We start from the raw sequence: 24,797 nt of genomic DNA, 5'->3' as shown, positions 1-24,797 counted from the left end.
GCCGGGCGATGCTGGACGGTCGGCGCAGAGGTGTCGTGGTGCCGCGGCCACGGCACCAGCATCGGCACGCGATGTTGGTAGTCGCGGTATTGGTCGCCGAACAAGGCCACCAGATCGTGCTCCTCGATGTGCAGCGCGATCAGGATGTAGCCCGTCGTCGCGGCGGCGAAGAACAGATGACCGGCCGTCATGGTCGGCGTCGCCCAGAACGCGATGAGGAAGCCGAGCATCAGCGGATGCCGGATCACGCGATAGAAGAGGTTGGTGCGAAACGGGAGGTCGCGGTAGGGCTCGCCACGCCAGGCGAAAGAGACCTGACGGAGCCCGAACAGGTCGAAGTGGTTGATCATGAACGTCGAGAGCAGCACGGTCACCCAGCCGATCCAGAACAGTGCCCACAGGACGATCCGGCCCGCGGTGGCCTCGACGTCCCAGACGACGGCGGGCATCGTCCGCCACTGCCAATACAGCAGGAACAGCGCCAGGCTGGCCAGCAGCACATAGGTGCTGCGCTCGATGGACTCGGGCACCGCCCGCGTCCACCAGCGTTTGAACGCCGGACGGGCCATCACGCTGTGCTGGACGGCGAACACGCCGAGCAGCAGCGCGTTGACCACGATGGCCTCACCGATCGAAGCCTCCACGCCCGCGTCGACGCTGCGGGGAACCCAGAAATTGCCGACGAAGCCGATCGCGTAGAGGAAAGCGGCGACGAACGCCAGATAGGCCACGGCACCGTAACCGATTGCGAGATAATGCATCATCATGCCCTTCGAGGTGGTTCTTCCTTCACCGCGCGCAGGCGGGCAGGCCACCACTCGGGACCGCCTGCCGAACGGCGGCGTGTCCCGGAGGCCGTGCGTGCGCGACGCGGCGACGGTTTCGTCTGCGTGGGCGTCGTCGCGGCGCCCGTGATACCTGGCGTATTCCTGGTCGCCCGCGAACTCGCCGAGCCGGACTCGGCGCTGTCGCCGTGGGCGGGGAGACCCGTTCGCGACCGGGTGACCGTTCTGGAATGCGCTGGAATCGACCCTGCGTTACCCCCGGGCAGGCGATGGTGGAATCGCCGTCCGATCGGGTATGGCGATCGCCTTCGAGCGGGCTCGCCGTACCGGCGGTGCGTGACGTCACGCTGCCGGTTGCCGCAGCTGATCACCTCGTTCACGCTAGGCGTCGACGGGCGGGTGAACAAGGCTCGCGTCGGGCGTTCGACCTGATCGGCCGGTGCTGCGCGCGGGTCAGCGCAACGCGGCCGGGTTGTTCAGGTCCTGCGCGGAATAGGTGTCGCACGCCCTGACCTGCCCGGTGCGATAGCCGGTGAGGAACCATTTCTGGCGCTGCTCGGACGAGCCGTGCGTCCACGCCTCGGGGTTGACCCGGCCGTGCGCGGCGCGCTGGATCCGGTCGTCGCCGACCGCGGAGGCCGCCGAGAGGGCGTCGTTGATGTCGGTGTCGGACAGCCGCAGCAGGAACGGCTTGTTGCCGCCGGGTGCGGGCGTCTTGTCCGCGTAGTGGGCCCAGATGCCCGCGTAGCAGTCGGCCTGCAGTTCGGTGCGCACCGCGCCGGACTCCGGTCCGCGCGGATCGCGCTGGGCGCGGCCGATGTCGCCGAGCTGGTTCTGGATGTGATGGCCGATCTCGTGCGCGACCACGTACTCCTGGGCGAGCGGACCGCCGCTGGAGCCGAAGCGGTCGGTCAGCTCCTGGAAAAAGCTGACGTCGAAGTAGGCGGTCCGGTCGGCCGGGCAGTAGAAGGGGCCGACCGCGCTGGTGGCGTTGCCGCAGCCGGTGGCGACCGCGCCGGAGAACAGCACCAGCTCGGGCTGCACGTAGCGCTTGCCGGTCTGCGCGGGCAGTTCGTTCGACCACACCGCGTCCAGGCTCTGCGCGGTGAGCACGACCCGGCAGTCGACGTACTTGTTGGCGTCCGCGCTGGTCTTGCAGTGTTCCGGGGTGCCCGCCGTGCCCGGCTGCGTCTGCTGAGTGTCCTGGGCGCCGGTGAACTGGCCGAGGACCGAACCGGGGTCGCCGCCGAGCAGCAATGTGATCACCAGCAGGATCAGACCGCCCGCACCGCCGCCGAGCGCCAGCTTGCCGCCCATGCCTGGCCCGCCGCCGGAAGAGGCCCGGTTCGGGTCGATCTGGAGCCCTTCGTTGAACGTCATCCTCGTCCTTCGGTGGCGTTTTGCGCAGTGGTCGGGCGACCGTCTGGCTACAGCTTGACACGGCCGCGCAGATATCGGTTTCCACTTGACGAATGTGTCTAACTACGATGGCAACCGCACCTGGTGGACCCCGCCGGTGCCGGAGTCGTCGAAAGGAATCCCGTGCTGCGCACCCACTTGGCTGGTTCGCTGCGAAGCGAACATGCCGGTCAGACCGTCACCCTCACCGGCTGGGTGGCCCGGCGGCGCGACCACGGTGGCGTGATCTTCATCGATCTGCGCGATGCGTCGGGTGTGGCGCAGGTGGTCTTCCGCGAAGGCGAGGCCGCCGAGCAGGCGCACCGGCTGCGCGCCGAGTACTGCGTGCTGATCACCGGCGTGGTCGAGCTGCGCCCGGACGGCAACGAGAACCCTGAGCTGCCGACCGGTCAGATCGAGGTGAACGTCGGCAAGCTGGAGGTACTCAACGAGAGCGCTCCCCTGCCGTTCCAGCTCGACGAGCAGCCCGGTGACGAGGCCCGGCTGAAGTACCGGTACCTGGACCTGCGCCGCGAGGGCCCCGGGCACGCCATCCGGCTGCGCTCGAAGGTCAACGCCACGGCGCGCGCGGTGCTGGCGCACCACGAGTTCATCGAGGTCGAGACCCCGACGATGACCCGTTCCACCCCGGAGGGCGCCCGCGACTTCCTGGTGCCCGCGCGGTTGCAGCCGGGCAACTTCTACGCGCTGCCGCAGAGCCCGCAGCTGTTCAAGCAGCTGCTCATGGTCGGCGGCATCGAGCGCTACTACCAGATCGCGCGCTGCTACCGCGACGAGGACTTCCGCGCCGACCGGCAGCCCGAGTTCACTCAGCTCGACATCGAGATGAGCTTCGTGCGCCAGGAGGACGTGATCCTGCTGTCCGAGGAGATCCTGGTCGCGCTGTGGAAGCTGATCGGCCACGAGATCCCGACGCCGATCCCGCACATGACCTACGCCGAGGCCATGCGCCGGTTCGGCTCCGACAAGCCCGACCTGCGTTTCGGCGTCGAGATCACCGAGTGCACCGAGTACTTCACGGACACCCCGTTCCGGGTGTTCCAGGCGCCCTATGTCGGCGCGGTCGTGATGCCGGGCGGCGCGAGCCAGCCGCGACGTCAGCTCGACGCCTGGCAGGAGTGGGCCAAGCAGCGCGGGGCCAAGGGGCTGGCGTACATCCTGGTGAACGAGGACGGCACGCTCGGCGGTCCGGTCGCCAAGAACCTCAGCGAGGCCGAACGCGAAGGGCTGGCCAAGCACGTCGGCGCGGTGCCCGGCGACTGTGTCTTCTTCGCCGCGGGCGCGGCCAAGGCCCAGCGCGCGCTGCTCGGCGCGGCGCGCGGCGAGATCGCCCGCAAGGTCGGGTTGATCGACGAGAACGCCTGGTCGTTCGTGTGGATCGTGGACGCGCCGCTGTTCGAGTCCACCGCCGACGCGACCGCGAGCGGCGATGTGGCGCTTGGTCATTCGGCATGGACCGCGGTGCACCACGCGTTCACCTCGCCGAAGCCCGAGTCGCTGGACACCTTCGACACCGACCCGGACTCGGCGCTGGCCTACGCCTACGACATCGTCTGCAACGGCAACGAGATCGGCGGCGGTTCGATCCGTATCCACCGCCGCGACGTTCAGGAACGCGTCTTCAAGGTGATGGGCATCAGCCACGACGAGGCCCAGGAGAAGTTCGGCTTCCTGCTCGACGCCTTCGCCTACGGCGCCCCGCCGCACGGCGGCATCGCCTTCGGCTGGGACCGGATCACCGCGCTGCTGGCGGGCCTGGACTCCATCCGCGAGGTCATCGCCTTCCCGAAGACCGGCGGCGGCGTCGACCCGCTGACCGACGCGCCCGCGCCGATCACCGCGCAGCAGCGCAAGGAGGCGGGCCTGGACGTCAAGCCGGAGCAGGAAAAGGTCGCGATCACCGAGTAGAACCGGCTACCGGTCGCTCGACGCGCCGTCCGTGACGGAGTCGCCTCCGTGGTGGACGGCGCGTCGCGTTTCTGGGTGTGTCGAGCGACCGCGCGTCGATCAGACCGCGGCGATGCGCCCGCCGGTCAAGGTGCGGTAGGCGTAGGTCACCGCGAGGATCGAGACCGGGCCGGCGGCGAGCAGTCCGATGCCGCACAGCAGCAGGCCGAGGAACGTGATCACCGCGACGGACAGCGCCAGCAGCAGTACCGGCCAGATGTTGTTGATCACCAGGATGGCGCTCGACCTGATCGCGTCGAACGGGCCGAGATCCTGATCGACGACGAAGTGCAGCGCGAACATACACAGCATGCCGACGACGAGTCCGGGAATCACGCACAGCGCCAGCCCGATCCAGGTGCCGAGGAACGCGAGCAGGGCGGTCAGCAAGACATTCCCCGCGTTCACGAACTTGAAGTACGAACCGAAAACCGGTTTGGCGCCGTCGGTTTCGTATAGCGCCCCGCGCACCATCGCGGCCTGCAACAACCACAGCGCCGCCATTACCGCGAGGAAGAGCAATACCAGCGGCAAAAGCGAGTTCGGTTCGAATATCTGCACGACCAACACGAAGACCAAATAGATGACGACGCCCAGCGCCGTAATTCCTAGCCACGGAGCAAGATTCGTCCGGAATTTTTCCAGGCCGTAACTGAGCGCATGCCCGACGTCGAGACCGGCGGGCGTCCCTGCTTGATAGCCGTAGATCGGTTGTCCCGGCGCGGCGCCGGGCGGTATCGTTCCCGGTTGCTGTGGCACACCATATTCGGGCGCGCCGTATTCTTGCGGCGCGCCGTACTGCTGTGGTATTCCAGGCCCGCTGCCCGCGGGTCCGTACGACGGCTGCTGGGTGGCCACCGCGGGCGGCGGCTCCACCGGCTCGGCGCCGTACTGGGCCGCACCCGGGCCCTCGAACTGTGGGTAGCCGGCTCCACCAGGCATTTCGTGGCGGGCGTGTCCCGCGGCGGGCAGTGGCGCGTAGGGGTCACCGCTCTCGTGTTGCCCCGGCTGGGCCGCGAACTGCTCGCTTTCACCGCCCTGCCGGGGTGTACCGCCTGCGGGGTCCTTCGGTGCGGAGGACGGTGTGTCGGTCAATGTCGGAGACCTTTCGACGCAACTGGTTTGCGATGTGGCGCACAGCAGTTCACGATGAGAAAACCGGACGCGTGCCATGGTGTCAAGCGAGCGCGGCGCGGCCGGTAGCCACGACACGAGACACGCCGAGCGAAGCGGAAAGGTTGCGTAACCGCTCGCTAGAAGTGACCCCATGCGAGTAGCTTGAGAGGCGATGACCGCACTATTGGCCGAACGCGCCGCCGAAGTCGTGTCCGCAGCACAACAGTTGCTCACAAAGCGAATGGGTGCTCCGGTGAAGCTGAGCGATCCGATGGAACTCAGCGGTAGTGGTAGGACGACAGTCCTACGTGTGCGTGTTGCCGAGAATTCGTTCTCGCTGCCCAGGACGCTGATCGTCAAGCAGGTGCGCGGTGCCGCCCGCGACCGCCGCACCGGAGGCTTGGCACCCGGCGTCGCCAGCATCGATTCGGCATTCCTCCGGGAAGCCGTCTCCTACCAGTTCACCACCGCACTCAGCCGCGAGCAGCGGCCCGGCGCGTATCTGATCGCGCACAGCCTGCCGGACCGTCTGCTGATCCTGTCCGATCTCGGCGAGAACGACAGGATGACCGCGGTGCTGCGGTCCGGCGCCGAGCCCGCCACCCGCAACGCGCTGATGGCCTTCGCCCAGGCGCTCGGCCGGATGCACGCGGCCACCGTGGGACGCGAGGCCGATTTCGTCGCGCTGCTGCGCCGCGTCGAGGTGGTCCATCGAGTCGACGGCATCGCCCAGCAGGCCGAGGCCGCGATCTCCGAGGTGCCTGGCCTGTTGCAGCGCGAGCTGGGCATCGAGGTGCCCGGTGAGATCGCCGAGCGCATCGTGCGCGGCAACCGATTGTTCTCGGCCGGGCGGTTCCGGGCGTTCAGCCCGTCGGACCTGTGCCCGGACAACGTCATCCTCAACCAGGAGGGCGCCAGGTTCCTCGACTACGAGTGGGGCGGCTTCCGCGACGCCACTCTCGACATCGCCTACGCGCTGGTCTCCTTCCCCGGCTGCCTGTGCGATTTCGAACTGTCCAGGGAACGCGCCAGGCAGATGGTGGAGGCGTGGCGTTCGGAGGTCGTCGGGGTGTTCCCGGCGCTCGCCGACGACGAGGCGCTCGCCGAACGCATCCTGGAAGCCCGGCTCATCTGGGTGTGGCTCACCACCAACTGGTTCCTGCCCGCCGACCACGCCCGCATCGCGTCCGCGCGCGAGCACGGGCTCTCGGTACCGCGCTCGGCGGCGCTGATCAACCGCTGGGCCGCGCTCGCCGAGGACGCGCGCTGCACCGGCGACGACGTGATCGGCGATTTCGCGGACGAGGTGTCCGCGATGCTGGAAGAGCGCTGGTCGGAGTAGCGGTCCGGCGGGACCGGTATCACGTCGCCGCTCGCGAGTTGCTGATCACCGGCCGGTCGATGTCCGGCACCCGGTGATCCGGCGGCTCGATCGCGCGGTCAGGGCACGGGCGTGGCACGCGGCTCGATGCGGCCGCCGCTGGGCACGGCGAAGCTCGCCCCGTGCCGCACACCCGTCGCCGGGTCGGTGACGTCGGCCAGGTAGAACCAGTCCATCTGCGCGCGCTCTTCCGTCACGTCGAGGACGCCGTACCCGTGCGACTCCAGCTCGACGTAGCGCATGTGGTGATTGACGCTCTTGATCGAATCCTCGATCGGCACCGCCACGGTGCGCGGGGCCGCCTTCAGCACCTCGCCGATGCTCGACGAGGTGACCGACGGGACGACGAACTCCGCGCCCGCGGTCGATCCGCCCGGATAGTTCGCGGCATCGATCGGCAGGTCGGAGGCCCAGGACGAGTGGATGTCGCCGGTCAGGAAGACGACGTCACCGACCTGCTGCTCGGTGATCGCGCGGAACAGGCTCCGCCGGTCGGCGGCGTAGCCGTCCCACTGGTCGGCATTGGCGGGCACGCCGGACTGCGGCACGCCGAGCGCGCCGGTGAACGCCGCGGTGGTGGCGGGCTCCAGCGGCGGGAAGACCAGCGGCGCGATCATCACCGAGTTGCCGACCAGCTTCCAGCGCACCGGCGCCGAGACCAAACCCGCCGTGAGCCAGTCCATCTGGGCCTTGCCGGTGAGGGTGCGCGCGGGGTTGTCGACCTCGCGCCAGCCCGCGCCGGGGGCGGGCTGCCGATCGCGGTAGCTGCGCAGATCGAGCATGGACAGTTCGGCGAGGGTGCCGAAGCGAAGCCGCCGGTAGATCTGCACGCTCGCACCGGAACCGTTGGCGCGCACCGGCATCCATTCCAGATAGGCGCGCGCCGAGGCCGCGCGGCGGTCCTGCCAGCTGCCCTGCGCGGCGGGATCGTGGTGGTTGGCGCCGCCCGACCAGGAGTTGTCCGCGGACTCGTGGTCGTCCCAGGTGCAGATGAACGGCAGCAGCGCGTGCAGCGCGGCCAGGTCGGGATCGGTCTTGTACTGGGCGTGGCGGATGCGGTAGTCGGTCAGCGTGACGATCTCGTGCGCCGGATCGTGCGGCCGCACCGCGCCATGGCGGCCGCCGTACTCGCCGCGACCGTACTCGTACAGGTAGTCGCCGAGGTGGATGATCGCGTCGAGGTCGGAGCGGGCGGCCAGGTGCCGGTAGGCGCCGAACCAGCCCGCCTCCCAGTTCGAGCAGGAGACCACGCCGAAGCGCAGCCGGTCGGGCGCGTCGGAGGGCGCGGGCGCGGTGCGAGTGCGCCCGACCGGCGACGTCTCGCCGAGTGCGGTGAATCGGTACCAGTACTCGCGGCCGGGAGTGAGGCCGGTCGCGTCGATCTTGACGGTGTGGTCGGAATCGGCTGTGGCCGTTGCGGTTCCGGACGCGGCGAGGGAGGCGAAGCCCGCGTCGGCGGCGATCTCCCAGCGGACCGCGGCCTCCGCGCCGAGGCCGGAGCCGGGCGTGGCGTCGTCGGAGACGGTCACCCGAGTCCAGAGGACGACGCCGGTGGGCAGCGGATCGCCGGAGGCGATGCCGTGCCGGAACACGGGTCCCGAGGCGAGCGCCTGGGTCGGTGCGAGCAGCGCGCCTGCGGTGGCCGCGGCGGCCGCACCGCCTTTCAACAGGGTCCGCCGGGCGAACGGACCGGTCTGGACAATATCTGAAACGACCACGTTTTCAGCCACGGCTGTTGATCACAGCCGATGCGGGCCGGACTCGCAAATCGGCACCGCGCGGATCACTTCCGTCCGGCGAATCCCGGGCCGCGCCGGTGTTGTCGGGGACGGGCGGTACGGTCGAAAACATGAGCGAGCGAATCGTGTGCCGGTGCGCTTGGCGCACGCCGGAGCCGAGCGTCAGCGAGGCGCGGGCATGAGCGATGCGCTGTTCGACATGCCGGGCCAGACCGCGGCGGAGTCGGATGCGCTCGGCAGCGCGGGCGTGGACTTCCGCGGTCCTGGCAGCGCCGCGCCACTGGCCGTGCGCATGCGGCCCGCCACCTTGGACGAGGTGGTCGGGCAGCAACATCTACTCGGCCCCGGTTCGCCGCTGCGGCGGTTGATCGAGGGCTCGGGAGCGGCGTCGGTGCTGCTGTTCGGTCCGCCAGGCACCGGCAAGACCACGTTGGCCTCGCTCATCTCGCAGGCGACCGGCCGCCGTTTCGAGGCGCTCTCGGCGCTCTCGGCCGGAGTCAAGGAGGTGCGCGCGGTCATCGACCTGGCGCGCAGGCGGCTCACGGCCGGCGAGCGCACCGTGCTGTTCATCGACGAGGTGCACCGCTTCTCCAAGACCCAGCAGGACGCGCTGCTCGCCGCCGTGGAGAACCGGATCGTGCTGCTGGTCGGCGCGACCACGGAGAATCCCTCGTTCTCCGTCGTCTCGCCGCTGCTGTCGCGCTCGCTGGTGCTGCAACTGCGGTCGCTGACCGACTCCGATATTCGCGTCGTGCTCGAACGCGCGCTCAGCGACCCGCGCGGATTCGGCGGCGCCTACGCCGTCACCGACGAGGCGCTCGACCACATCGTGCGGGTCGCGGGCGGAGACGCGCGCCGGGCGCTGACCGCGCTGGAGGCCTCGGCCGAGTCCTCGCTCGACGGCACGGTGGACCTGGCCCTCGTCGAGGCGAGCGTGGACAAGGCCGCCGTGCGCTACGACCGCGCGGGCGACCAGCACTACGACGTGATCAGCGCCTTCATCAAGTCGATCCGCGGCTCCGACGTCGACGCGGCGCTGCACTATCTGGCGCGCATGATGAGCGCGGGAGAGGACCCGCGCTTCATCGCGCGGCGGCTGGTCATCTCCGCCAGCGAGGACATCGGCATGGCCGACCCGATGGCCTTGCAGACCGCGGTGGCGGCCGCGCACGTCGTCCAGCTGATCGGCATGCCCGAGGCCCAGCTCACCCTGACCCACGCGACCATCCACCTGGCCACCGCCCCGAAGTCCGGCGCGGTCCCCGCCGCGCTCGGCGCCGCCATGGCCGACATCTCCGCGGGCAAGGCGGGCACCGTGCCGCCGCACCTGCGCGACGGGCACTACGCGGGCGCGGCGTTGCTCGGTCACGCCCAGGGCTACAAGTACCCCCACGACGACCCCGACGGTGTGCTCGCCCAGCAGTATCCGCCCGACGAGCTCGTCGGCGCCGACTACTACCGCCCGACCGACCACGGCTACGAGCGCGAGGTCGGGCCTCGCGTCGACCGGCTGCGCCGCATCGTGCGCGGGAAGTAGCGCGCGGCCCGCCTCAGTCGACTGCGAACATGGACGTGCCAGTGACCGACCAGACCCGCGTGAGCTTCCCCGCCGTGGCTTCGAACATGTCGATGCCGCTGTGGTCGGGCTGACCCGGTTGGTGGGAGCGCCAGCGGAGCGCGAAGGTTCCCGAACCCGCGGCGTCCACGTCGCCCGCCGCGCCTCCGTCCATGGTGAATCGCAAGCCGGGGCGGGCCGCCCGGAACTCACCGATGAACGCGGCCACCTCGACCGGTCCGCGCAGGGCGTCGGTGAGCTCGCGGGTGGGGGAGGCGAACCGGATCCGGAAGTCCGGGGAAAGCAGGTTCGGCGCGAGTTCCCTTGCGCCGTTCCAGAATTCGGTCCAACGCTGCGCCAGCTGGTCGGCAGTGACGCGGTCGATGGTCTGCATGAGTCGCTCCTCGGGGAAGGGCCGCGGCGGGCTGCCGCGACCGGCGCCGTCCACGATTCAGCCCTCGCGCGACAACGGTGTGTCGGTGATCGCGGTCACATCGATGAGTTTGCCGTCGCCCGTGGGGATCACCGACAGGTCGATATCGCGGGCCGCGACGGGCTCGTCCAGCACGCTCGCCGCGCGGACTCGGTCCAGCCGGAAGCCGCGCAAGCCCCCGCGCAGCCGACACCACGCGTACAGGAACCAGTGCTCGGCCGCGAGGAAGGCCAGCGGTTCGACCTCGCGTACGGTGACCGCTCCGTCGCGGTCGGTGTAGTCCAAGCGCAGCACGCGTCCGCGGACCACCGCTTCGAGGATCGCCGGGGGGACGGCCGACACCGAATCCGCGGGCAACAGCCGGATGCGTTCGACCAGCGCGGTGGCTCGTGCCCGATCACTCTCCGGCAGGACCGCCGCGATCTTGCGCACCGCTGAGCCCGCCGCCTCGGCGAACGGTGTTCCGGCCAGGCGCGGAAGGGCCACCGCGAGGGCGGTCGCCTCCGCCGGGGTGAGGCTCACGGGCGCGAGGGTGCGATGCCGGTCGAGCGCGTATCCTCCGGCACGGCCGGGCACCGTGACGATCGGCAGGCCCGCCTGCATGAGAGCCGCGAGGTCACGCTCGATCGTGCGGGTGGATACTTCGAACCGGGCCGCGAGTTGGCGGGCGGTGCGGGGGCGCGGTGCGTACGCGCGCAACTCTTCGGCGAGCGCGTACAGTCGCTCGGTTTTCGTCACGGGACGTCCTGGTTTGTCGGCGCGGATTCGCCGGATGTGGCGGGTGCGCCCGATTGTCGCCGACGGCCGCGCGGGGTGCGGACTCGGCGCAAAACGCGTGGACAGCGACCGGTAGGCTGGATATTTGTGCAGACCCACGAGATTAGACGGCGTTTCCTGGACCATTTCGTCCGTGCCGGACACACCGAGGTGCCGAGTGCCTCGCTGATCCTGGCCGACCCCAACCTGCTGTTCGTCAACGCAGGCATGGTCCAGTTCAAGCCGTACTTCCTGGGCCAGGAGGCGCCGCCCTACCCGCGGGCGACCAGCGTCCAGAAGTGCGTGCGCACCGGCGACATCGAAGAGGTCGGCGTCACCACCCGGCACAACACCTTCTTCCAGATGGCGGGCAACTTCTCCTTCGGCGACTACTTCAAGGAGGGGGCTATCACCCTCGCCTGGGAGCTGATCAGCAAGTCGCAGGAAGAGGGCGGCTTCGGCTTCGACACCGAGCGCATCTGGGTCACCGCCTACGAGGACGATCCTGAGGCCGCCGAGATCTGGGAGCGGGTCGCGGGCATCCCGAAGGAGCGGATCCAGTTCCGCGACGGCAAGGACAACTACTGGGACATGGGCGTGCCCGGCCCCGGCGGTCCGTGCTCGGAGATCTACTACGACCGCGGCCCCGCCTACGGCAAGGAAGGCGGCCCGGTCGCCGACGAGGACCGCTACCTCGAGATCTGGAACCTCGTCTTCATGCAGGACATCCGCGGTGAGCTGAGCCCGAAGCTCGGCCACCCGCCGGTCGGCTCGCTGCCCAAGAAGAACATCGACACCGGCATGGGCGTCGAGCGCGTCGCCATGCTGTTGCAGGGCGTGGAGAACGTCTACGAGACCGACCTGCTGCGCCCGATCATCGACAAGGCCGAGGAGCTGACCGGTCGCTCCTACGGTGTCGAGCACGCCGACGACGTGCGCTTCCGGGTGATCGCCGATCACGCCCGCACCGCCGCGATGCTCATCTCCGACGGCGTCAACCCCGGCAACGACGGCCGCGGCTACGTGCTGCGCAGGCTGCTGCGCCGCATCGTGCGCTCGGCCCGCCTGCTCGGCGCCGAGAAGCCGGTGATGGCCGAGTTCATGAAGGTGGTCAGCGACCTCATGTCGCCGTCCTACCCGGAGCTGGCCACCGACTTCGGCCGCATCGAGACCGTGGCGGTCGGCGAGGAGACGGCGTTCCTCAAGACGCTCAACACCGGCTCGACGCTGTTCGACAACACCGCCGCCGCGGTGAAGTCCAAGGGCGGCACCAAGATCGCCGGATCGGACGCCTTCACCCTGCACGACACCTACGGCTTCCCGATCGACCTCACCCTGGAGATGGCCGCCGAGGCCGGGCTCTCGGTCGACGAAGAAGGCTTCCGCACGCTCATGGCCGAGCAGCGCCAGCGGGCCAAGGAGGACGCCGCCGCCCGCAAGCACGCGCACGCCGACCTGAGCATCTACAAGGAACTGGTCGACCGCGGCGCCACCGAGTTCACCGGCTTCGACGAGCTGACCTCCGAGGCGCACGTGCTCGCCCTGATCGCGGACGGCGTCCGGGTGCCGACCGCCACCGTGGGCCAGGACGTCGAGGTCATCCTGGATCGCAGTCCGCTGTACGCGGAGTCCGGCGGCCAGATCGCCGACCGCGGCAGCATCACCGCCGCAGGCCTGAAGCTGCGCGTCAACGACGTGCAGAAGATCGCCAAGAAGCTGTGGGTACACAAGACCACGGTCGAACAGGGCCAGATCACCGAGGGCGACGTCGTCCTCGCCCAGGCCGATCCGGCCTGGCGCAGCGGCGCGACGCAGGGTCACTCCGGCACCCACATGGTGCACGCCGCGCTGCGGCAGGTGCTCGGCCCGAACGCGGTGCAGGCCGGTTCGCTGAACAAGCCCGGCTACCTGCGCTTCGACTTCAACTGGCAGGGCCAGCTGACCGAGCAGCAGAAGGCCGACATCGAAGCGGTGTCCAACGACGCGGTGGGCGCCGACTTCCCGGTCAACACGTTCGTCACCGACCTGCCCAAGGCCAAGCAGATGGGCGCGCTCGCGCTGTTCGGCGAGAACTACGGCGACGAGGTCCGCGTGGTCGAGATCGGCGGCCCGTTCTCGATGGAGCTGTGCGGCGGTACGCACGTGCAGCACTCCTCGCAGATCGGCCCGATCACGCTGCTCGGCGAGTCGTCGATCGGTTCGGGCGTGCGGCGCGTCGAGGCGTTCGTCGGCCTCGACTCCTACAGGTACCTGGCCAAGGAGCGCGCGCTGCTCGCCGGTGTCGCCGCCTCGCTGAAGGTGCCCTCGGACGAGGTGCCCGGGCGCGTGGAGCAGTTGGTGGAGCGGCTCAAGGTGGCCGAGAAGGAGCTCGAGCGCACCAAGGTCGCCGCGGTGCTCTCCTCGGCTGGGAAGTTCGTGGACGACGCCGAGCGCGTCGGCGGCGTGCTGCTGGTCGCCGCGGCCGCGCCGGAGGGCGTCGCCGCGGGCGATCTGCGCACCCTGGCCACCGATATCCGCGGCCGCTTCGGCAGCGAGCCCGCGGTGGTGGTGCTGCTCGGCAACGTCGACGGCAAGGTGCCGTTCGTGGTGACCGTGAACAAGGGCGCGCAGGAGCTCGGCATCAAGGCGGGCGACCTCGTCGGCAGCTTCGGCCCGAGCATCGCCGGTCGCGGCGGCGGCAAGCCGGAGATGGCGCAGGGCGCCGGGTCCGATCCCTCCGGAATCGCGGCGGGTGTGGCCGCGGTCCGTGCCCGGGTGGCCGAAATCGCCGGGTGATGCGCGACTCGGAGAGTTCGCGTTCGACGGGCCGGCCGCACGCAGCGGACCGGCCCGATCCGGCCACCGACCCCGGCCGTGGCAGACGCATCGGCATCGACGTCGGTAGCGTCCGCGTCGGCGTGGCGTCCAGCGACCCGGACGGCATTCTCGCGACCCCGGTGGAAACCGTTCCGCGTGCGAAGAAAAACGCGCGCGGTGCGGGCGCGGTAACCGATATCGCAAGAATTGCCGAAATTGTGCGGGAATACGAAGCCGTCGAGGTTATTGTCGGCTTGCCGCGCACATTGCGCGGGGAAAAGGGAACCGCGGCGGGGTTGGCCATCGCGTTCGCCGAAAGTTTGCGATCAGAAATTGCTCCCGTGCCGATCAGGCTTTCCGACGAACGTTTGACTACGGTGTCAGCTGCACGTGCATTGCGGGACAGTGGAGTTCGCGCGCGTGGCCAGCGGCAGGTGATCGATCAGGCGGCGGCCGTGTCGATCCTGCAAGGATGGTTGGACGAACGGAGTGCGGTGTTGAAGTCGGCCGAGGAAGCGGCGCGGGACGCGTCGTCCGGAGACGATGCATGACTGATCGGTGGGCACGGGCCGAGGAGAGGTACCGACAGCGCGAGGCTGACCGGCGCTACCGACGGGACGACCGGGCCTGGGACAGAGGCGGCAGAGACGCGGGCGGACGCGCGGCCGGGTCGCAGGACGACTGGGACGACTACTACGACGACGACACCAACGTCATCCCCCGCTACACCGACGACGACGAGCTCGAGTACGACGGCGCGCCGTACGAGGACGACGGCTACGACGACGAGCTGGACTACGAGGAGGAGCCCGAGCCGCAGGCGCCGCCCCCGCGCGCGCAGCGGTCGTCGGCTCGCAAGCCCGCCAAGGCAAAGGAGGCGCGGCAGGCGCGCGGTTCGCGCAAGCGCTCCCGGGCGGCCTCCCGCAAGGCGGCCGAGCGGAAGCGCAAACGCCGCAACATGTGGCTGATCGGCGGCGTGCTCGTGGTGCTGCTGGTGGGCGCGGTGGGTTTCGCGGTCAAGAAGCTGGCCGGGGAATTCGGCGCGCCGGAGGATTTCGCAGGCCCCGCCGGGCCGCTGGTCGTGGTGCAGGTGCACCCCGGCGACACCTCGTCGCAGATCGCCCAGACCATGGTCGACAAGGGCGTCGTGGCGAGCACCGGCGCGTTTTTCCAAGCGGCGGTGCGCAATTCGAACATGAGCTCGGTGCAGCCCGGGTACTACCAGATCCCCAGCCAGAGCCCCGCCGCCGAGGCGGTCTCCGCATTGCTCGGCAAGAACGCACGGGTCGGCAACCTGGTCATCTCGGAGGGACGTCAGCTGCACGACCAGCACGACGTCAACACCGGTGCGCGCAAGGAAGGGATCTACACCAAGATCGCCGCCGCCAGCTGCATCGGCACCGGCGCGCAGCAGAAGTGCGTGACCTACGAGCAGCTCGACGCCGCGGGCTCCAGCGGCGACCTCGCCGCGCTCGGCGTGCCGTCCTGGGCCGAGCAGTCGGTGCGCGAAGCGCCGGACCGCAAGCGGCAGATCGAAGGTCTGATCGCCGCGGGCACTTTGGATTTCGACCCCAGCGGCACGCCGCAGCAGATTCTGCGTCAGCTGATCACCGCGAGCGCGGCGAGTTACGAATCGACCGGGCTGCTGAAGTCCGGCGTGGAGACCGAGCTCAGCCCTTACGAGACGCTGATCGCGGCCTCCCTGGTGGAGCGCGAGGCGCTGCCGCAGGACATGCCGAAGGTCGCGCGGGTGATCGTGAACCGGCTCGAGGTCGAACAGCCGCTGCAGTTCGACTCCACGGTGAACTATTCGCTGGACCGCACCGAAGTCGCCACCACCGACGACGACCGGGAAACCCGCACCCCGTGGAACACCTACGCGATGTCCGGCCTGCCCGCCAATCCGATCTCCGCGCCCTCGCTGAACGCGTTGCGCGCCATGGAGAATCCGGAACCCGGCAACTGGCTGTACTTCGTGACGATCGACCAGAAGGGCACCACGCTGTTCACCGAGAGCTACTCCGAGCACCTGCGCAATATCGAAAAGGCAAGGCAGAGCGGAATTCTCGACAGTGGACGGTGAATCGACCAGCGCCGTGACGGCGCAACGCAAGGCAGCGGTGCTCGGCAAGCCGATCGCGCATTCGCGGTCGCCCCAGCTGCACCTGGCCGCCTACCGTGCGCTGGGCCTGGACTGGACCTATGAGCGCATCGAGTGCGCGGCCGAAGAGCTGCCCGGGCTGGTGGACGGACTCGGACCGGAATGGATCGGTCTCTCGGTCACCATGCCCGGCAAGGAGGCGGCGCTCGCCTACGCCGACGTGCGCACCGAGCGCGCCGTGCTGGTCGGTTCCGCGAACACCCTGGTGCGCACGGCCGAGGGCTGGCGCGCGGACTGCACCGACGTGGACGGCGTGCTCGGCGCGCTGCGCGGCGGAGGCGTCACGGAGATCGCGGAGGCGGTCGTGCTCGGTGCGGGCGGCACGGCCCGTCCGGCGCTGCTCGCCCTCTCCGAACTCGGCGCGCGGTCGGTCACCGTGATCGCCAGGGACGCCGGACGCGCCCGCGGCGCGCTGGAACTGGCCGACGAGCTCGGGATGGCGGCGCGGGTGATCGGCTTCGACCGCGAGGCCGTACGCGACGCGAGCGCGAGCGCGGGTGCCGTGGTCAGCACGATCCCGGCCGACGCGGGCGCGGCGATCGCCGAGGCCGTCGCGATCGCGCCCGTCGTGCTGGACGCGATCTACAACCCGTGGCCGACCCCGCTGGCCGCGGCCGTCGAACGGGCGGGGCACACGGTGGTGAGCGGGCTGCAGATGCTGCTGAATCAGGCCTACGGGCAGGTCGAGCAGTTCACCGGGCGCCCGGCGCCGCGCGCCGCCATGGCGGCCGCGCTGGACGCCTGACGGCGGCGAAATTTCTGATACGGGTTCTAGTTCGGTTCCGTGGGGCCTCGCGTTAAGGTGTTCCCCATGAATGCTTGGGTAGTGCGGGCCGTCCTGCTCGGTGCGCTGGTCGTGGCGCTGCGCACCGTGCTCGGATTCGCGATGGTGCAGTGGCCGACGCAGGGCGCGTGGATGCGGATGCTGTGCCTGCTCGCGCTGCTGGTCGTCATCGTCGGCTGGGGTGTGCTGGACGGCCGCAGGGACCGCGTGAAGCATCCCGACCCGGAACGCGGCTCGGACCTGACCATCCTGTGGCTGAAGGCGGCCGTGGCGGGCGGGCTCGGCAGCGGCGCGGTCTCCTGGGCGCTGGATTTCCTGCCTCGCTTCGACCTCGGCGACAACGGCCTGCTGTTCGAACTCACGGCGGGCGCGTCGTTCATCGTCCTGCTGATCTTCATCCCCGGGCTGATCGGTGTGGGCATCGGCCGGATGCTCGCGGGACGGCGCGACGGCAATTCCACGCCCTCGCTCACCAAGAACCCCGCCCCCGCGGGCGCCTGACCCCGGAACGCGAAACAGCGCCCCCGCCGAGATCGGCGGGGGCGCTGTTTCTGTATCGCGTTCTATGGCTCGCTAGAGCAGGATCGCGCCGCCGCTCGGGCTCTCCTCGCGGGCGACAGCCGAGTAGGCCGCGGCGAGCAGGGTCGGATCGGGGCCCTCCAGGCGACCCGGCTTGGCCAGTCCGTCGAGAACGACGAAACGGAGCACGCCGGAGCGGGTCTTCTTGTCGGTCTGCATGGCGTCCAGCAGTTGCGGAAGCGCGTCGGCGTCGTAGCTGGTCGGCAGGCCGACGCTGGCCAGGATGGTGCGGTGGCGATCGGCGGTGGCGTCGTCGAGGCGCCCGGCAAGGCGGCCGAGTTCGGCGGCGAAGACCAGGCCGACGGAGACCGCGGCGCCGTGGCGCCAGCGGTAGCGCTCCCTGCGCTCGATCGCGTGGCCCAGCGTGTGGCCGTAGTTGAGGATCTCGCGCAGGCTGGATTCCTTCAGGTCTTCGGCGACCACGTCGGCCTTGACCTGGATGGCGCGGCGCACGAGTTCGGGCAGCACGTCGCCGGTGGGATCGATCGCCGCCTCCGGATCGCGCTCCACCAGGTCGAGGATCACCGGGTCGGCGATGAAACCGGCCTTGATGATCTCGGCCATGCCCGCGACGATCTCGTTGCGCGGCACGGTCTCCAGCGTCGCCAGGTCGACCAGCACGGCCGACGGCTCGTGGAAGGAGCCGACCAGATTCTTGCCCGCCTCGGTGTTGATGCCGGTCTTGCCGCCGACCGCCGCGTCGACCATGGCCAGCAGGGTGGTCGGCACGTGCACCACCTGCACGCCGCGCATCCAGGTGGCCGCGACGAAACCGGCCAGGTCGGTGGCCGCGCCGCCGCCCAGGCTCACCACGACGTCGTTGCGGGTCAACCCGATGCGGCCCAGCACCTCCCAGCAGAACCCGGCGACGGCGAGGTCCTTGCCCGCCTCGGCGTCCGGAATCTCGACGCGGTGCGCGTCCAGGCCGGTCTCGGCCAGCGCCTTGCGCACGGCCTCGGCGGTCTCGGCCAGCGGCGGCTGATGGAAGATCGCGACCGTGCGCACGCCCTTGGTCGCACCCGTGACCGACTCGACGAGCTCGCCGAGCAAGCCGCGACCGATGATCACCGGGTACGGCTCGGCGGTGCGGACCTGGATACGACTCGGCTCTGTCACTACTGCTCCGATTCTGTTCGTGCCGGTTGCTCGAGTGCTCGCGCGCGGCCGCGGCGAGCGCGGGCGCGCCGGGCGCGGCCGCTGGAAGTGGTCTTCGATGCTGATTCTGCCGCCGCCGGGTGCGCGCTCGGCTCGGTGGGGGCGAGGGACGCGGCGCAGCGGCCGGGCCGGTCGTGCCCGGTGGCGGCGTCGCCGGTCGCCCGCTCCGCGTTCTTCTGCGCCGGAGTTGTCGAATCAGCTTGTCCCGCAAGGGGAACGGCGGCCCCGGGTCCGCCGCCGGGGTTCGGTGCTCCGGCGGGGCGGCACGCCCTGGGGCGGCGGGCTCGACCCGAGCCGGGGGTCGCGCCGGTTTCGTCGGGTCGCACGCCGGAGGTGACGAGCCGGGGGAGCCACGACCTGGTCTCCGCGGCGGGTGCGGTGGTCACGGTGCGGCCCGGTTCGGCCGATGGTGTGCGGGCAGCGGACCGCCTGCGGCGTGGGCGGCGGCGTCCACCGGAAGCCGTGCCCTCGGCGGCGACGGTTGTCGTGCTCGAAGCATCGGACCGTGCGCCAGTCGCCGCCGGTGTGATCTCCCCGGTTTCCTTGTCGGCCGCGCCGTTTTCCTTGGCCGCCGCGCGCCGGGCGGCCGCGCGAGCCCTGGCCCTGCGGCGGGCTCGGGATCGGCTGCTGCCCTGGCCTTCCGGCGTCCGATCGGCGCCGCGATCCGCCGCGGTGGCGGCATCCGGTTCGGGGTCCGCGCTGGGCGTGACGGGTTCGATGCCCAGCTTGTCCAGGATCATCCGCACCACGCGGCCGGGGCTGCGCCCGTCGGTGCGCACTCGCACCGTGGCCACCTCGCGGTACAGCGGGCGGCGCTTGCGCATCAGCTCCCGGTACTTCGCACCGGGGTCGTCGCCGTTGAGCAGCGGGCGCTGATTGCTCGCGCCGGTGCGCCGCAGCCCCTCGGCCACGCTGATCTCCAGGTACACCACCGTCCGGTTGCGCAGCAGCGCCCTGGTGTCCTTGGACAACACCGCGCCGCCGCCGAGCGAGACCACGCCGCGCTCGGCGAGGATGGCGCGGCGCACCACCCGTTCCTCGATCCGCCGGAATTCCGGCTCACCGTCGGCGGCGAAGATCTCGGGGATGGTGCGACCGGTTTCGCGCTCGATGCCCGCGTCGGTGTCGTACAGGTCGACGCCGAGTTCCTTGGCGAGCTTGCGGCCGATCGTCGATTTCCCCGCCCCCGGCGGTCCGACCAGCACCACGCGCGGTGCGCGCGGGTCGGTCTGCACGATCATTGCGGCCGACTGTCCGCCGGAACGTGCGGGCGGATGCCGATCCGCTTGACGTAGCTGGTGATGTTCTCGACCGTCTCGTTCAGCGAGTCGCCGCCGAACTTCTCCAGCGCGGCCTGCGCGACCACCAGGGCCACCATCGCCTCGGCCACCACGCCCGCGGCGGGCACGGCGCACACATCCGAGCGCTGGTGGATGGCCACGGCCTCCTCGCCGGTGCTCATGTCGACGGTGGACAGCGCACGGGGAACCGTGGAGATCGGCTTCATGGCCGCGCGCACCCGCAACGGTTCGCCGTTGGTCATGCCGCCCTCGAGGCCGCCCGCGCGGTTGGTGGAGCGCAGCACGCCGTCCGGGCCGGGGCGCATCTCGTCGTGGGCCAGGCTGCCGCGCCTGCGCGCGGTCTCGAAACCGTCGCCGACCTCGACGCCCTTGATGGCCTGGATGCCCATGAGCGCGGCCGCAAGCCGGGAATCGAGGCGGTTCTCGCCGCTCACGAACGAGCCGAGGCCGACGGGAAGACCCTCCACGATCACCTCGACGACGCCGCCGAGGGTGTCGCCGTCCTTCTTGGCCGCCTCGATCTCGGCGATCATCGCCGCCTCGGCCTCGGCGTCGAACGCGCGCACCGGGCTGGCGTCGACGGCGTCCAGATCCGCGGCGGTCGGCGTCACGCCGGTGGTGTTGGCGGCGCCGCCGATCGAGACCACGTGCGAGACCACCTCGACGCCGAAGGCCTGGCGCAGGAAGTTCCGCGCCACGGTGCCCGCCGCGACGCGGGCGGCCGTCTCCCGGGCGCTCGCGCGCTCGAGCACGTTGCGCGCGTCGTCGAAGCCGTACTTGAGCATGCCCGAGTAGTCGGCGTGACCGGGCCGGGGCCGGGTCAGCGGAGCGTTGCGGGCCAGATCGGCCAGTTCGGCAGCATCGACCGGATCCGCGGACATGACGGTCGTCCACTTGGGCCACTCGGAGTTGGCCACCTCGATGGCGACCGGGCCGCCCATGGTGCGCCCGTGGCGCACGCCGCCGATCATCGTCACCTTGTCGGCCTCGAACTTCATCCGGGCGCCGCGTCCGTACCCGAGCCTGCGGCGCGCCAGCTGAGCGGAAATCTCCTCGGACGTCACTTCGACACCGGCGACCATCCCGTCGAGGATGGCGACGAGGGCGGGACCATGGGATTCTCCGGCAGTTATCCAGCGCAGCACGTTCTCCATCCTTCCATGTCGGCGCGGTCGGACCCGCATCCGGTCCGCCGTGATCACTGGCACGTCATCGGCGCGAACCCGCGCCCGAGTCCTCTTCCCGAGTATCGCCGCCGGGCCGCGAGACGCACGCCCGCTCGGTGTCGCTCGCCGTTCGCCGCCGCACAGCCGCCGCGACGCGAGCAGCGGCCCGGCACGAGGGCCGCGGGCGCGGGCGGTCCGGAGCCCTGTCCATTCGAAGGGCCCGCACTGCGCGCCACCCGGGCGACGCCTGTTTCGGCGGATGTGCCCGCGGGCCACCGGGCGGATCGCCGCACCGGCAGGAATGGCCCGGCAACCCGACGAGAATTGCGCACCGTCGGCGACCGTGCCTCACCCGCTGGGCACCGCCACGGCGATCAGCGTCGCCAGGCACATGGACGGGCCGTGCGCCAAGGTCTCGGGCCGCACCCGCACCCCCGAGGCGATCCGCCGGCGAACCACGATCACCGATGCGACGCCCGCCGTGAACACCGGCCCTGCGAGCGCCGCCCACACCCACGCCTGTGCTCCGCCCATCCCGGCGGCCGCGCCCAGCCCCACCGCCAGCTTCGCGTCGCCCGCGCCGAGGCAAGCGGGCGCGATGAGGTGCACCGCCAGGTAGGGCGCGGCGAGGAGTGCGGCACCGGCCGCCGCGGCTGTGAATTGTGTTGTGAACAGGGCGTATCCGAAGACGGCGAGGGCGCCCCATCCGGTCAGCGCGTTGGGCAGCCTGCGTTGCCGAAGATCGAAAAGGCTCAGCACCGCACACCATCCCGTGAGCATCGCGAACGCTGTGTATGGCATGTGATCCACCCTCGTTGATCCGCCGGGCGTTTCGCAGCGGTCGATGCGAAATGTGCATAACCGCAGGGCATGTGAACATCGATCGGATCGGATTCGCTCGAAAGCCGAGCGGCCGGGCCCGGCTCGACAGCCGCCGTGGCTCCGCTGGATTCGCTTGGCCGGCGCTGCGGCGGCCGGTCCACGGATACGTCGTTCGCGCCCGATTCGTCCCGTGCGCCCGTCTTCCGTCCGGCCCGCGGAGGTGACGGTTCGGGTGTGGGACTGCCGCACCACCGCGTGTCGGCGGTAGCTTTGATCCATGTCAGCTGATCACGCGGGCCGCGGGCCCGACTACGCGGCGCGCCGCGGTGCGCTGCGCAGTCTGCTTGTGGAGAACGAGGTCGATGCGCTGCTGGTCACCGACCTGGTGAACATCAGGTATCTGACCGGGTTCACCGGCTCCAACGCCACGCTGCTCGTGCACTCCTGGGACATGCGCAACGCCGAGGAACGCACCGTGATCGGCACCGACGGCCGCTACCGCAGCCAGGTCACCGAGCAGGCGCCGGATCTGCGCGCCGAGATCGCCCGCGCCACCGCGCGGCGGATCATGGAGCTGGCGGGGGAGTGGCAGCTCGGCCGGATCGGCTTCGAGAGCCACGTGGTGACCGTCGACCAGCACCGCGGTTTCGTCGAGCAGAAGACCGGCCTGGAGCTGGTGGCCACTCCCGGCCTGGTCGAGCAGTTGCGCATGGTCAAGGACGCGTACGAGGTCGAACAGCTGCGCACGGCGTGCGCCGCGGGCGACGCCGGACTGGCCACGCTGCTGGAGCGCGGCGGACTGCGCCCGGGGCGCACGGAGCGCCAGGTCGCGCGTGACCTGGAATGGGCCATGTACGAGCACGGCGCCGAGGCGGTCGCCTTCGAGACCATCGTGGCCGCGGGCGCCAATTCCGCGATACCGCATCACCGCCCGACCGATGCCGTGCTGGCCGAGGGCGATTTCGTGAAGATCGATTTCGGCGCGGTGGTCGGCGGCTACCACTCCGATATGACCCGCACCTTCGTGCTCGGCCGCCCGTCCGATTGGCAGCGCGAGGTGTACGCCCTGGTGGTGGAGTCGCAGCGGGCCGGGCGCAAGGCGCTGCGGCCCGGCGCGCAGGCGGGCGAGGTGGACGCGGCGGCGCGCTCGGTGATCGAGGCGGCGGGCCACGGCAAGCTGTTCGTGCACGGTCTCGGGCACGGCGTCGGCCTGCGCATCCACGAAGCGCCGGGAATCATGAAAAACGGAACCGGTACACTTCTATCCGGCGTGGCGGTGACCGTCGAACCAGGTGTGTACTTTCCCGGCCGCGGCGGCGTCCGAATCGAGGACACGCTCGTGGTGCGCGAAGGGGGCCCGGAGCTGCTCACCCACACCAGCAAAGACCTGACCGTCGTCGAATGACGCCGGTTACCTGAGAACAGGAGATCCGAAGACAGTGGCGGACACCAGCGACTTCAAGAACGGCCTCGTGCTGAAGATCGACGGTCAGCTCCAGCAGATCGTCGAGTTCCAGCACGTCAAGCCGGGTAAGGGCCCCGCCTTCGTGCGGACCAAGCTGAAGAACGTCGTGTCCGGCAAGGTCGTCGACAAGACCTTCAACGCGGGTGTCAAGGTGGAGACCGCGACCGTCGACCGTCGCGACATGACCTACCTGTACCACGACGGCTCCGACTACATCTTCATGGACGGCGAGACCTTCGACCAGATCTCGATCACCGAGGCCACCATCGGCGACGGCGCCCGCTTCCTACTGGAGAACATGGCCGTCCAGGTGGCCATGCACGAGGGCGCGCCGCTGTTCGTCGAGCTCCCGGTCTCCATCGAGCTCGTGGTGCAGCACACCGACATCGGCCTGCAGGGCGACCGCTCCACCGGCGGCACCAAGCCCGCCACCCTGGAGACCGGCGCCGAGGTGCAGGTACCGCTGTTCATCAACACCGGCGACAAGCTGCGCATCGACTCGCGCGACGGCAGCTACCTCGGCCGGGTCAACGCCTGATCGCCAGTCGCTCGCGGCGGGAGTGCGCGGCCCGGTGGCGGGACCACCGTGGCGGGCGCTCGTGCCGCCCTGATACAGAACGACGGGGATGATGTGACCGTGGCGGAACAGCCCGCAGACAAGAAATCCACGTTCAAGAAGCTGGGCGCCCGGCACAAGGCGCGGCGTCGCGCCGTCGACCTGCTGTTCGAGGCGGAGGCGCGCGACATCGACGCCGCCGAGCTGCTGGACGAGCGCGTCGACCTGGCCACGAAGGACCAGACCGTCGCCCCGGTGCACGCCTACACCAGGACCCTGGTCGAGGGCGTCGCCGACGACCTGGATCGCGTGGACGGCACCATCGAGTCCTACCTGCAGGACTGGGCGCTGTCCCGGTTGCCCGCGGTGGACCGCGCGATTCTGCGCATCGCCGTGTGGGAGTTGTTCCACGCCAACGACGTTCCGCCGGTGGTGGCCGTCGACGAGGCGGTGGAGCTGGCCAAGGAACTGTCGACCGACGACTCGCCGTCGTTCGTCAACGGCGTGCTCGGTCAGGTCGTGCTGGTCGCCCCGCAGGTGCGCGCCGCCGCGGCCGCGACCCGTGCCCCGCGCCCGGAGCCCGAGGCGTGAACAAGTACCTGGTCATGGTCATGCGCACGCCGCGCTTCGACCCCGCGGTCATCGAACCGCACAAGGAGTTCCTGGACGGGTTGGTGGGACGCGGGCAACTCGTGGAGAGCGGCCGCTTCACCGACGGCACCGGCGGGGCCTACGTGATCCGCGCCGACAGCCTCGCGGCGGCCCGCGAGATCGCCGACGGCGACCCGGTGCACACCACCGGCGCCTCGGAACTCACCGTGTACGAGTGGGAGATCACCGTCTCGGCCTGATCGGCTCCGCCCGATCCGGCTCCCGCCGGT

At 70.3% G+C, this 24,797-nt stretch carries 21 protein-coding genes and 1 pseudogene; 12 read left to right on the top strand and 10 right to left on the bottom strand.

Annotated features, from left to right (window positions below; genetic code table 11):
• Both mddA and ypfJ read right to left on the bottom strand, forming a co-directional pair.
• Positions 1-764, bottom strand: a 764-nt coding sequence (gene mddA, locus AC3ERS_RS31250; RefSeq protein ID WP_431971716.1) for a methanethiol S-methyltransferase, incomplete at its 3' end; no start/stop codon positions are given.
• 474 nt (positions 765-1,238) lie between these two features.
• Complete coding sequence (gene ypfJ / locus AC3ERS_RS31245; protein ID WP_431971715.1) at positions 1,239-2,165, bottom strand: KPN_02809 family neutral zinc metallopeptidase; 927 nt, start codon at positions 2,163-2,165, stop codon at positions 1,239-1,241.
• Between the two features lie 162 nt (positions 2,166-2,327).
• Between ypfJ and aspS the strand changes: the two genes are divergently transcribed.
• Positions 2,328-4,112 carry an aspartate--tRNA ligase gene (gene aspS, locus AC3ERS_RS31240; RefSeq protein WP_431971714.1) on the top strand — a complete coding sequence of 595 codons (1,785 nt, stop codon included), beginning with the start codon at positions 2,328-2,330 and terminating at the stop codon, positions 4,110-4,112.
• Between the two features lie 99 nt (positions 4,113-4,211).
• Here the strand turns inward: aspS and AC3ERS_RS31235 are convergent, their stop codons facing one another.
• A complete protein-coding gene (locus AC3ERS_RS31235) occupies positions 4,212-5,246 on the bottom strand; it encodes a hypothetical protein (protein ID WP_431971713.1) in 1,035 nt (344 codons plus the stop codon).
• Positions 5,247-5,439: 193 nt separating this feature from the next.
• On the opposite strand from AC3ERS_RS31235, the gene AC3ERS_RS31230 reads away from it, so the two are divergent.
• Positions 5,440-6,609 (top strand): phosphotransferase family protein, encoded by a 1,170-nt coding sequence (locus AC3ERS_RS31230; protein ID WP_431971712.1) that lies wholly within the window; start codon positions 5,440-5,442, stop codon positions 6,607-6,609.
• A 98-nt stretch (positions 6,610-6,707) separates the two neighbouring features.
• On the opposite strand, the gene AC3ERS_RS31225 is transcribed toward AC3ERS_RS31230, so the two are convergent.
• On the bottom strand, positions 6,708-8,378 hold the full coding sequence (locus AC3ERS_RS31225; protein WP_431971711.1) for an alkaline phosphatase D family protein: 1,671 nt from the start codon (positions 8,376-8,378) through the stop codon (positions 6,708-6,710).
• A 187-nt stretch (positions 8,379-8,565) separates the two neighbouring features.
• Here AC3ERS_RS31225 and AC3ERS_RS31220 point away from each other — a divergent pair, with 187 nt between their 5' ends.
• Positions 8,566-9,924, top strand: coding sequence for a replication-associated recombination protein A (locus AC3ERS_RS31220; RefSeq protein ID WP_431971710.1), 1,359 nt, complete (start codon positions 8,566-8,568; stop codon positions 9,922-9,924).
• Between the two features lie 13 nt (positions 9,925-9,937).
• On the opposite strand, the gene AC3ERS_RS31215 is transcribed toward AC3ERS_RS31220, so the two are convergent.
• A complete protein-coding gene (locus AC3ERS_RS31215; protein ID WP_431971709.1) occupies positions 9,938-10,336 on the bottom strand; it encodes a hypothetical protein in 399 nt (132 codons plus the stop codon).
• 57 nt (positions 10,337-10,393) lie between these two features.
• Positions 10,394-11,113, bottom strand: a complete 720-nt coding sequence (locus AC3ERS_RS31210) for a helix-turn-helix transcriptional regulator (protein ID WP_431971708.1) — start codon at positions 11,111-11,113, stop codon at positions 10,394-10,396.
• A gap of 126 nt (positions 11,114-11,239) precedes the next feature.
• Here AC3ERS_RS31210 and alaS point away from each other — a divergent pair, with 126 nt between their 5' ends.
• The 5 genes from alaS to AC3ERS_RS31185 all read left to right on the top strand — a co-directional run bounded on the left by alaS (position 11,240) and on the right by AC3ERS_RS31185 (position 17,373).
• The gene (alaS, locus tag AC3ERS_RS31205) at positions 11,240-13,906 is read left to right on the top strand and encodes an alanine--tRNA ligase (RefSeq protein WP_431971707.1); all 2,667 of its coding nucleotides are present in this window, start codon (positions 11,240-11,242) and stop codon (positions 13,904-13,906) included.
• The gene (gene ruvX, locus AC3ERS_RS31200) at positions 13,906-14,478 is read left to right on the top strand and encodes a Holliday junction resolvase RuvX (protein WP_431971706.1); all 573 of its coding nucleotides are present in this window, start codon (positions 13,906-13,908) and stop codon (positions 14,476-14,478) included. The genes alaS and ruvX overlap by 1 nt, the downstream gene beginning before the upstream one ends.
• Positions 14,475-16,010 carry an endolytic transglycosylase MltG gene (locus AC3ERS_RS31195; RefSeq protein WP_431971705.1) on the top strand — a complete coding sequence of 512 codons (1,536 nt, stop codon included), beginning with the start codon at positions 14,475-14,477 and terminating at the stop codon, positions 16,008-16,010. The genes ruvX and AC3ERS_RS31195 overlap by 4 nt, the downstream gene beginning before the upstream one ends.
• Positions 16,011-16,023: 13 nt before the next feature.
• Positions 16,024-16,833, top strand: coding sequence for a shikimate dehydrogenase (locus tag AC3ERS_RS31190; RefSeq protein WP_431971723.1), 810 nt, complete (start codon positions 16,024-16,026; stop codon positions 16,831-16,833).
• A 66-nt stretch (positions 16,834-16,899) separates the two neighbouring features.
• Positions 16,900-17,373 carry a B-4DMT family transporter gene (locus AC3ERS_RS31185; RefSeq protein ID WP_431971704.1) on the top strand — a complete coding sequence of 158 codons (474 nt, stop codon included), beginning with the start codon at positions 16,900-16,902 and terminating at the stop codon, positions 17,371-17,373.
• Positions 17,374-17,445: 72 nt separating this feature from the next.
• On the opposite strand, the gene aroB is transcribed toward AC3ERS_RS31185, so the two are convergent.
• From aroB to AC3ERS_RS31165, 4 genes and pseudogenes are all read right to left on the bottom strand, one after another.
• A complete protein-coding gene (gene aroB / locus AC3ERS_RS31180; RefSeq protein ID WP_431971703.1) occupies positions 17,446-18,567 on the bottom strand; it encodes a 3-dehydroquinate synthase in 1,122 nt (373 codons plus the stop codon).
• 761 nt (positions 18,568-19,328) lie between these two features.
• Positions 19,329-19,847: pseudogene (locus AC3ERS_RS31175) on the bottom strand (shikimate kinase); the annotation flags it as partial.
• Positions 19,844-21,061, bottom strand: a complete 1,218-nt coding sequence (aroC, locus tag AC3ERS_RS31170) for a chorismate synthase (RefSeq protein ID WP_431971702.1) — start codon at positions 21,059-21,061, stop codon at positions 19,844-19,846. The pseudogene AC3ERS_RS31175 and the gene aroC, both read right to left, overlap by 4 nt.
• A gap of 360 nt (positions 21,062-21,421) precedes the next feature.
• Positions 21,422-21,874 carry a prepilin peptidase gene (locus tag AC3ERS_RS31165; protein ID WP_431971701.1) on the bottom strand — a complete coding sequence of 151 codons (453 nt, stop codon included), beginning with the start codon at positions 21,872-21,874 and terminating at the stop codon, positions 21,422-21,424.
• A 298-nt stretch (positions 21,875-22,172) separates the two neighbouring features.
• Here AC3ERS_RS31165 and AC3ERS_RS31160 point away from each other — a divergent pair, with 298 nt between their 5' ends.
• The 4 genes from AC3ERS_RS31160 (at position 22,173) to AC3ERS_RS31145 (ending at position 24,767) form a co-directional block, all read left to right on the top strand.
• Positions 22,173-23,300 (top strand): M24 family metallopeptidase, encoded by a 1,128-nt coding sequence (locus AC3ERS_RS31160; protein WP_431971700.1) that lies wholly within the window; start codon positions 22,173-22,175, stop codon positions 23,298-23,300.
• A 34-nt stretch (positions 23,301-23,334) separates the two neighbouring features.
• Positions 23,335-23,898: an elongation factor P gene (efp, locus tag AC3ERS_RS31155; RefSeq protein WP_431971699.1), complete on the top strand. Its 564-nt coding sequence runs from the start codon at positions 23,335-23,337 to the stop codon at positions 23,896-23,898.
• 99 nt (positions 23,899-23,997) lie between these two features.
• Complete coding sequence (nusB, locus tag AC3ERS_RS31150; RefSeq protein WP_431971698.1) at positions 23,998-24,507, top strand: transcription antitermination factor NusB; 510 nt, start codon at positions 23,998-24,000, stop codon at positions 24,505-24,507.
• Positions 24,504-24,767, top strand: coding sequence for a YciI family protein (locus AC3ERS_RS31145; RefSeq protein WP_431971697.1), 264 nt, complete (start codon positions 24,504-24,506; stop codon positions 24,765-24,767). Before nusB ends, AC3ERS_RS31145 begins: the two co-directional genes overlap by 4 nt.
• Positions 24,768-24,797: the final 30 nt, after the last annotated feature.

The organism is Nocardia sp. bgisy134, from assembly GCF_057708325.1.
Note: the sequence above shows the minus strand (reverse complement) of the source record. Positions and strands in the feature narration are given on the sequence as shown.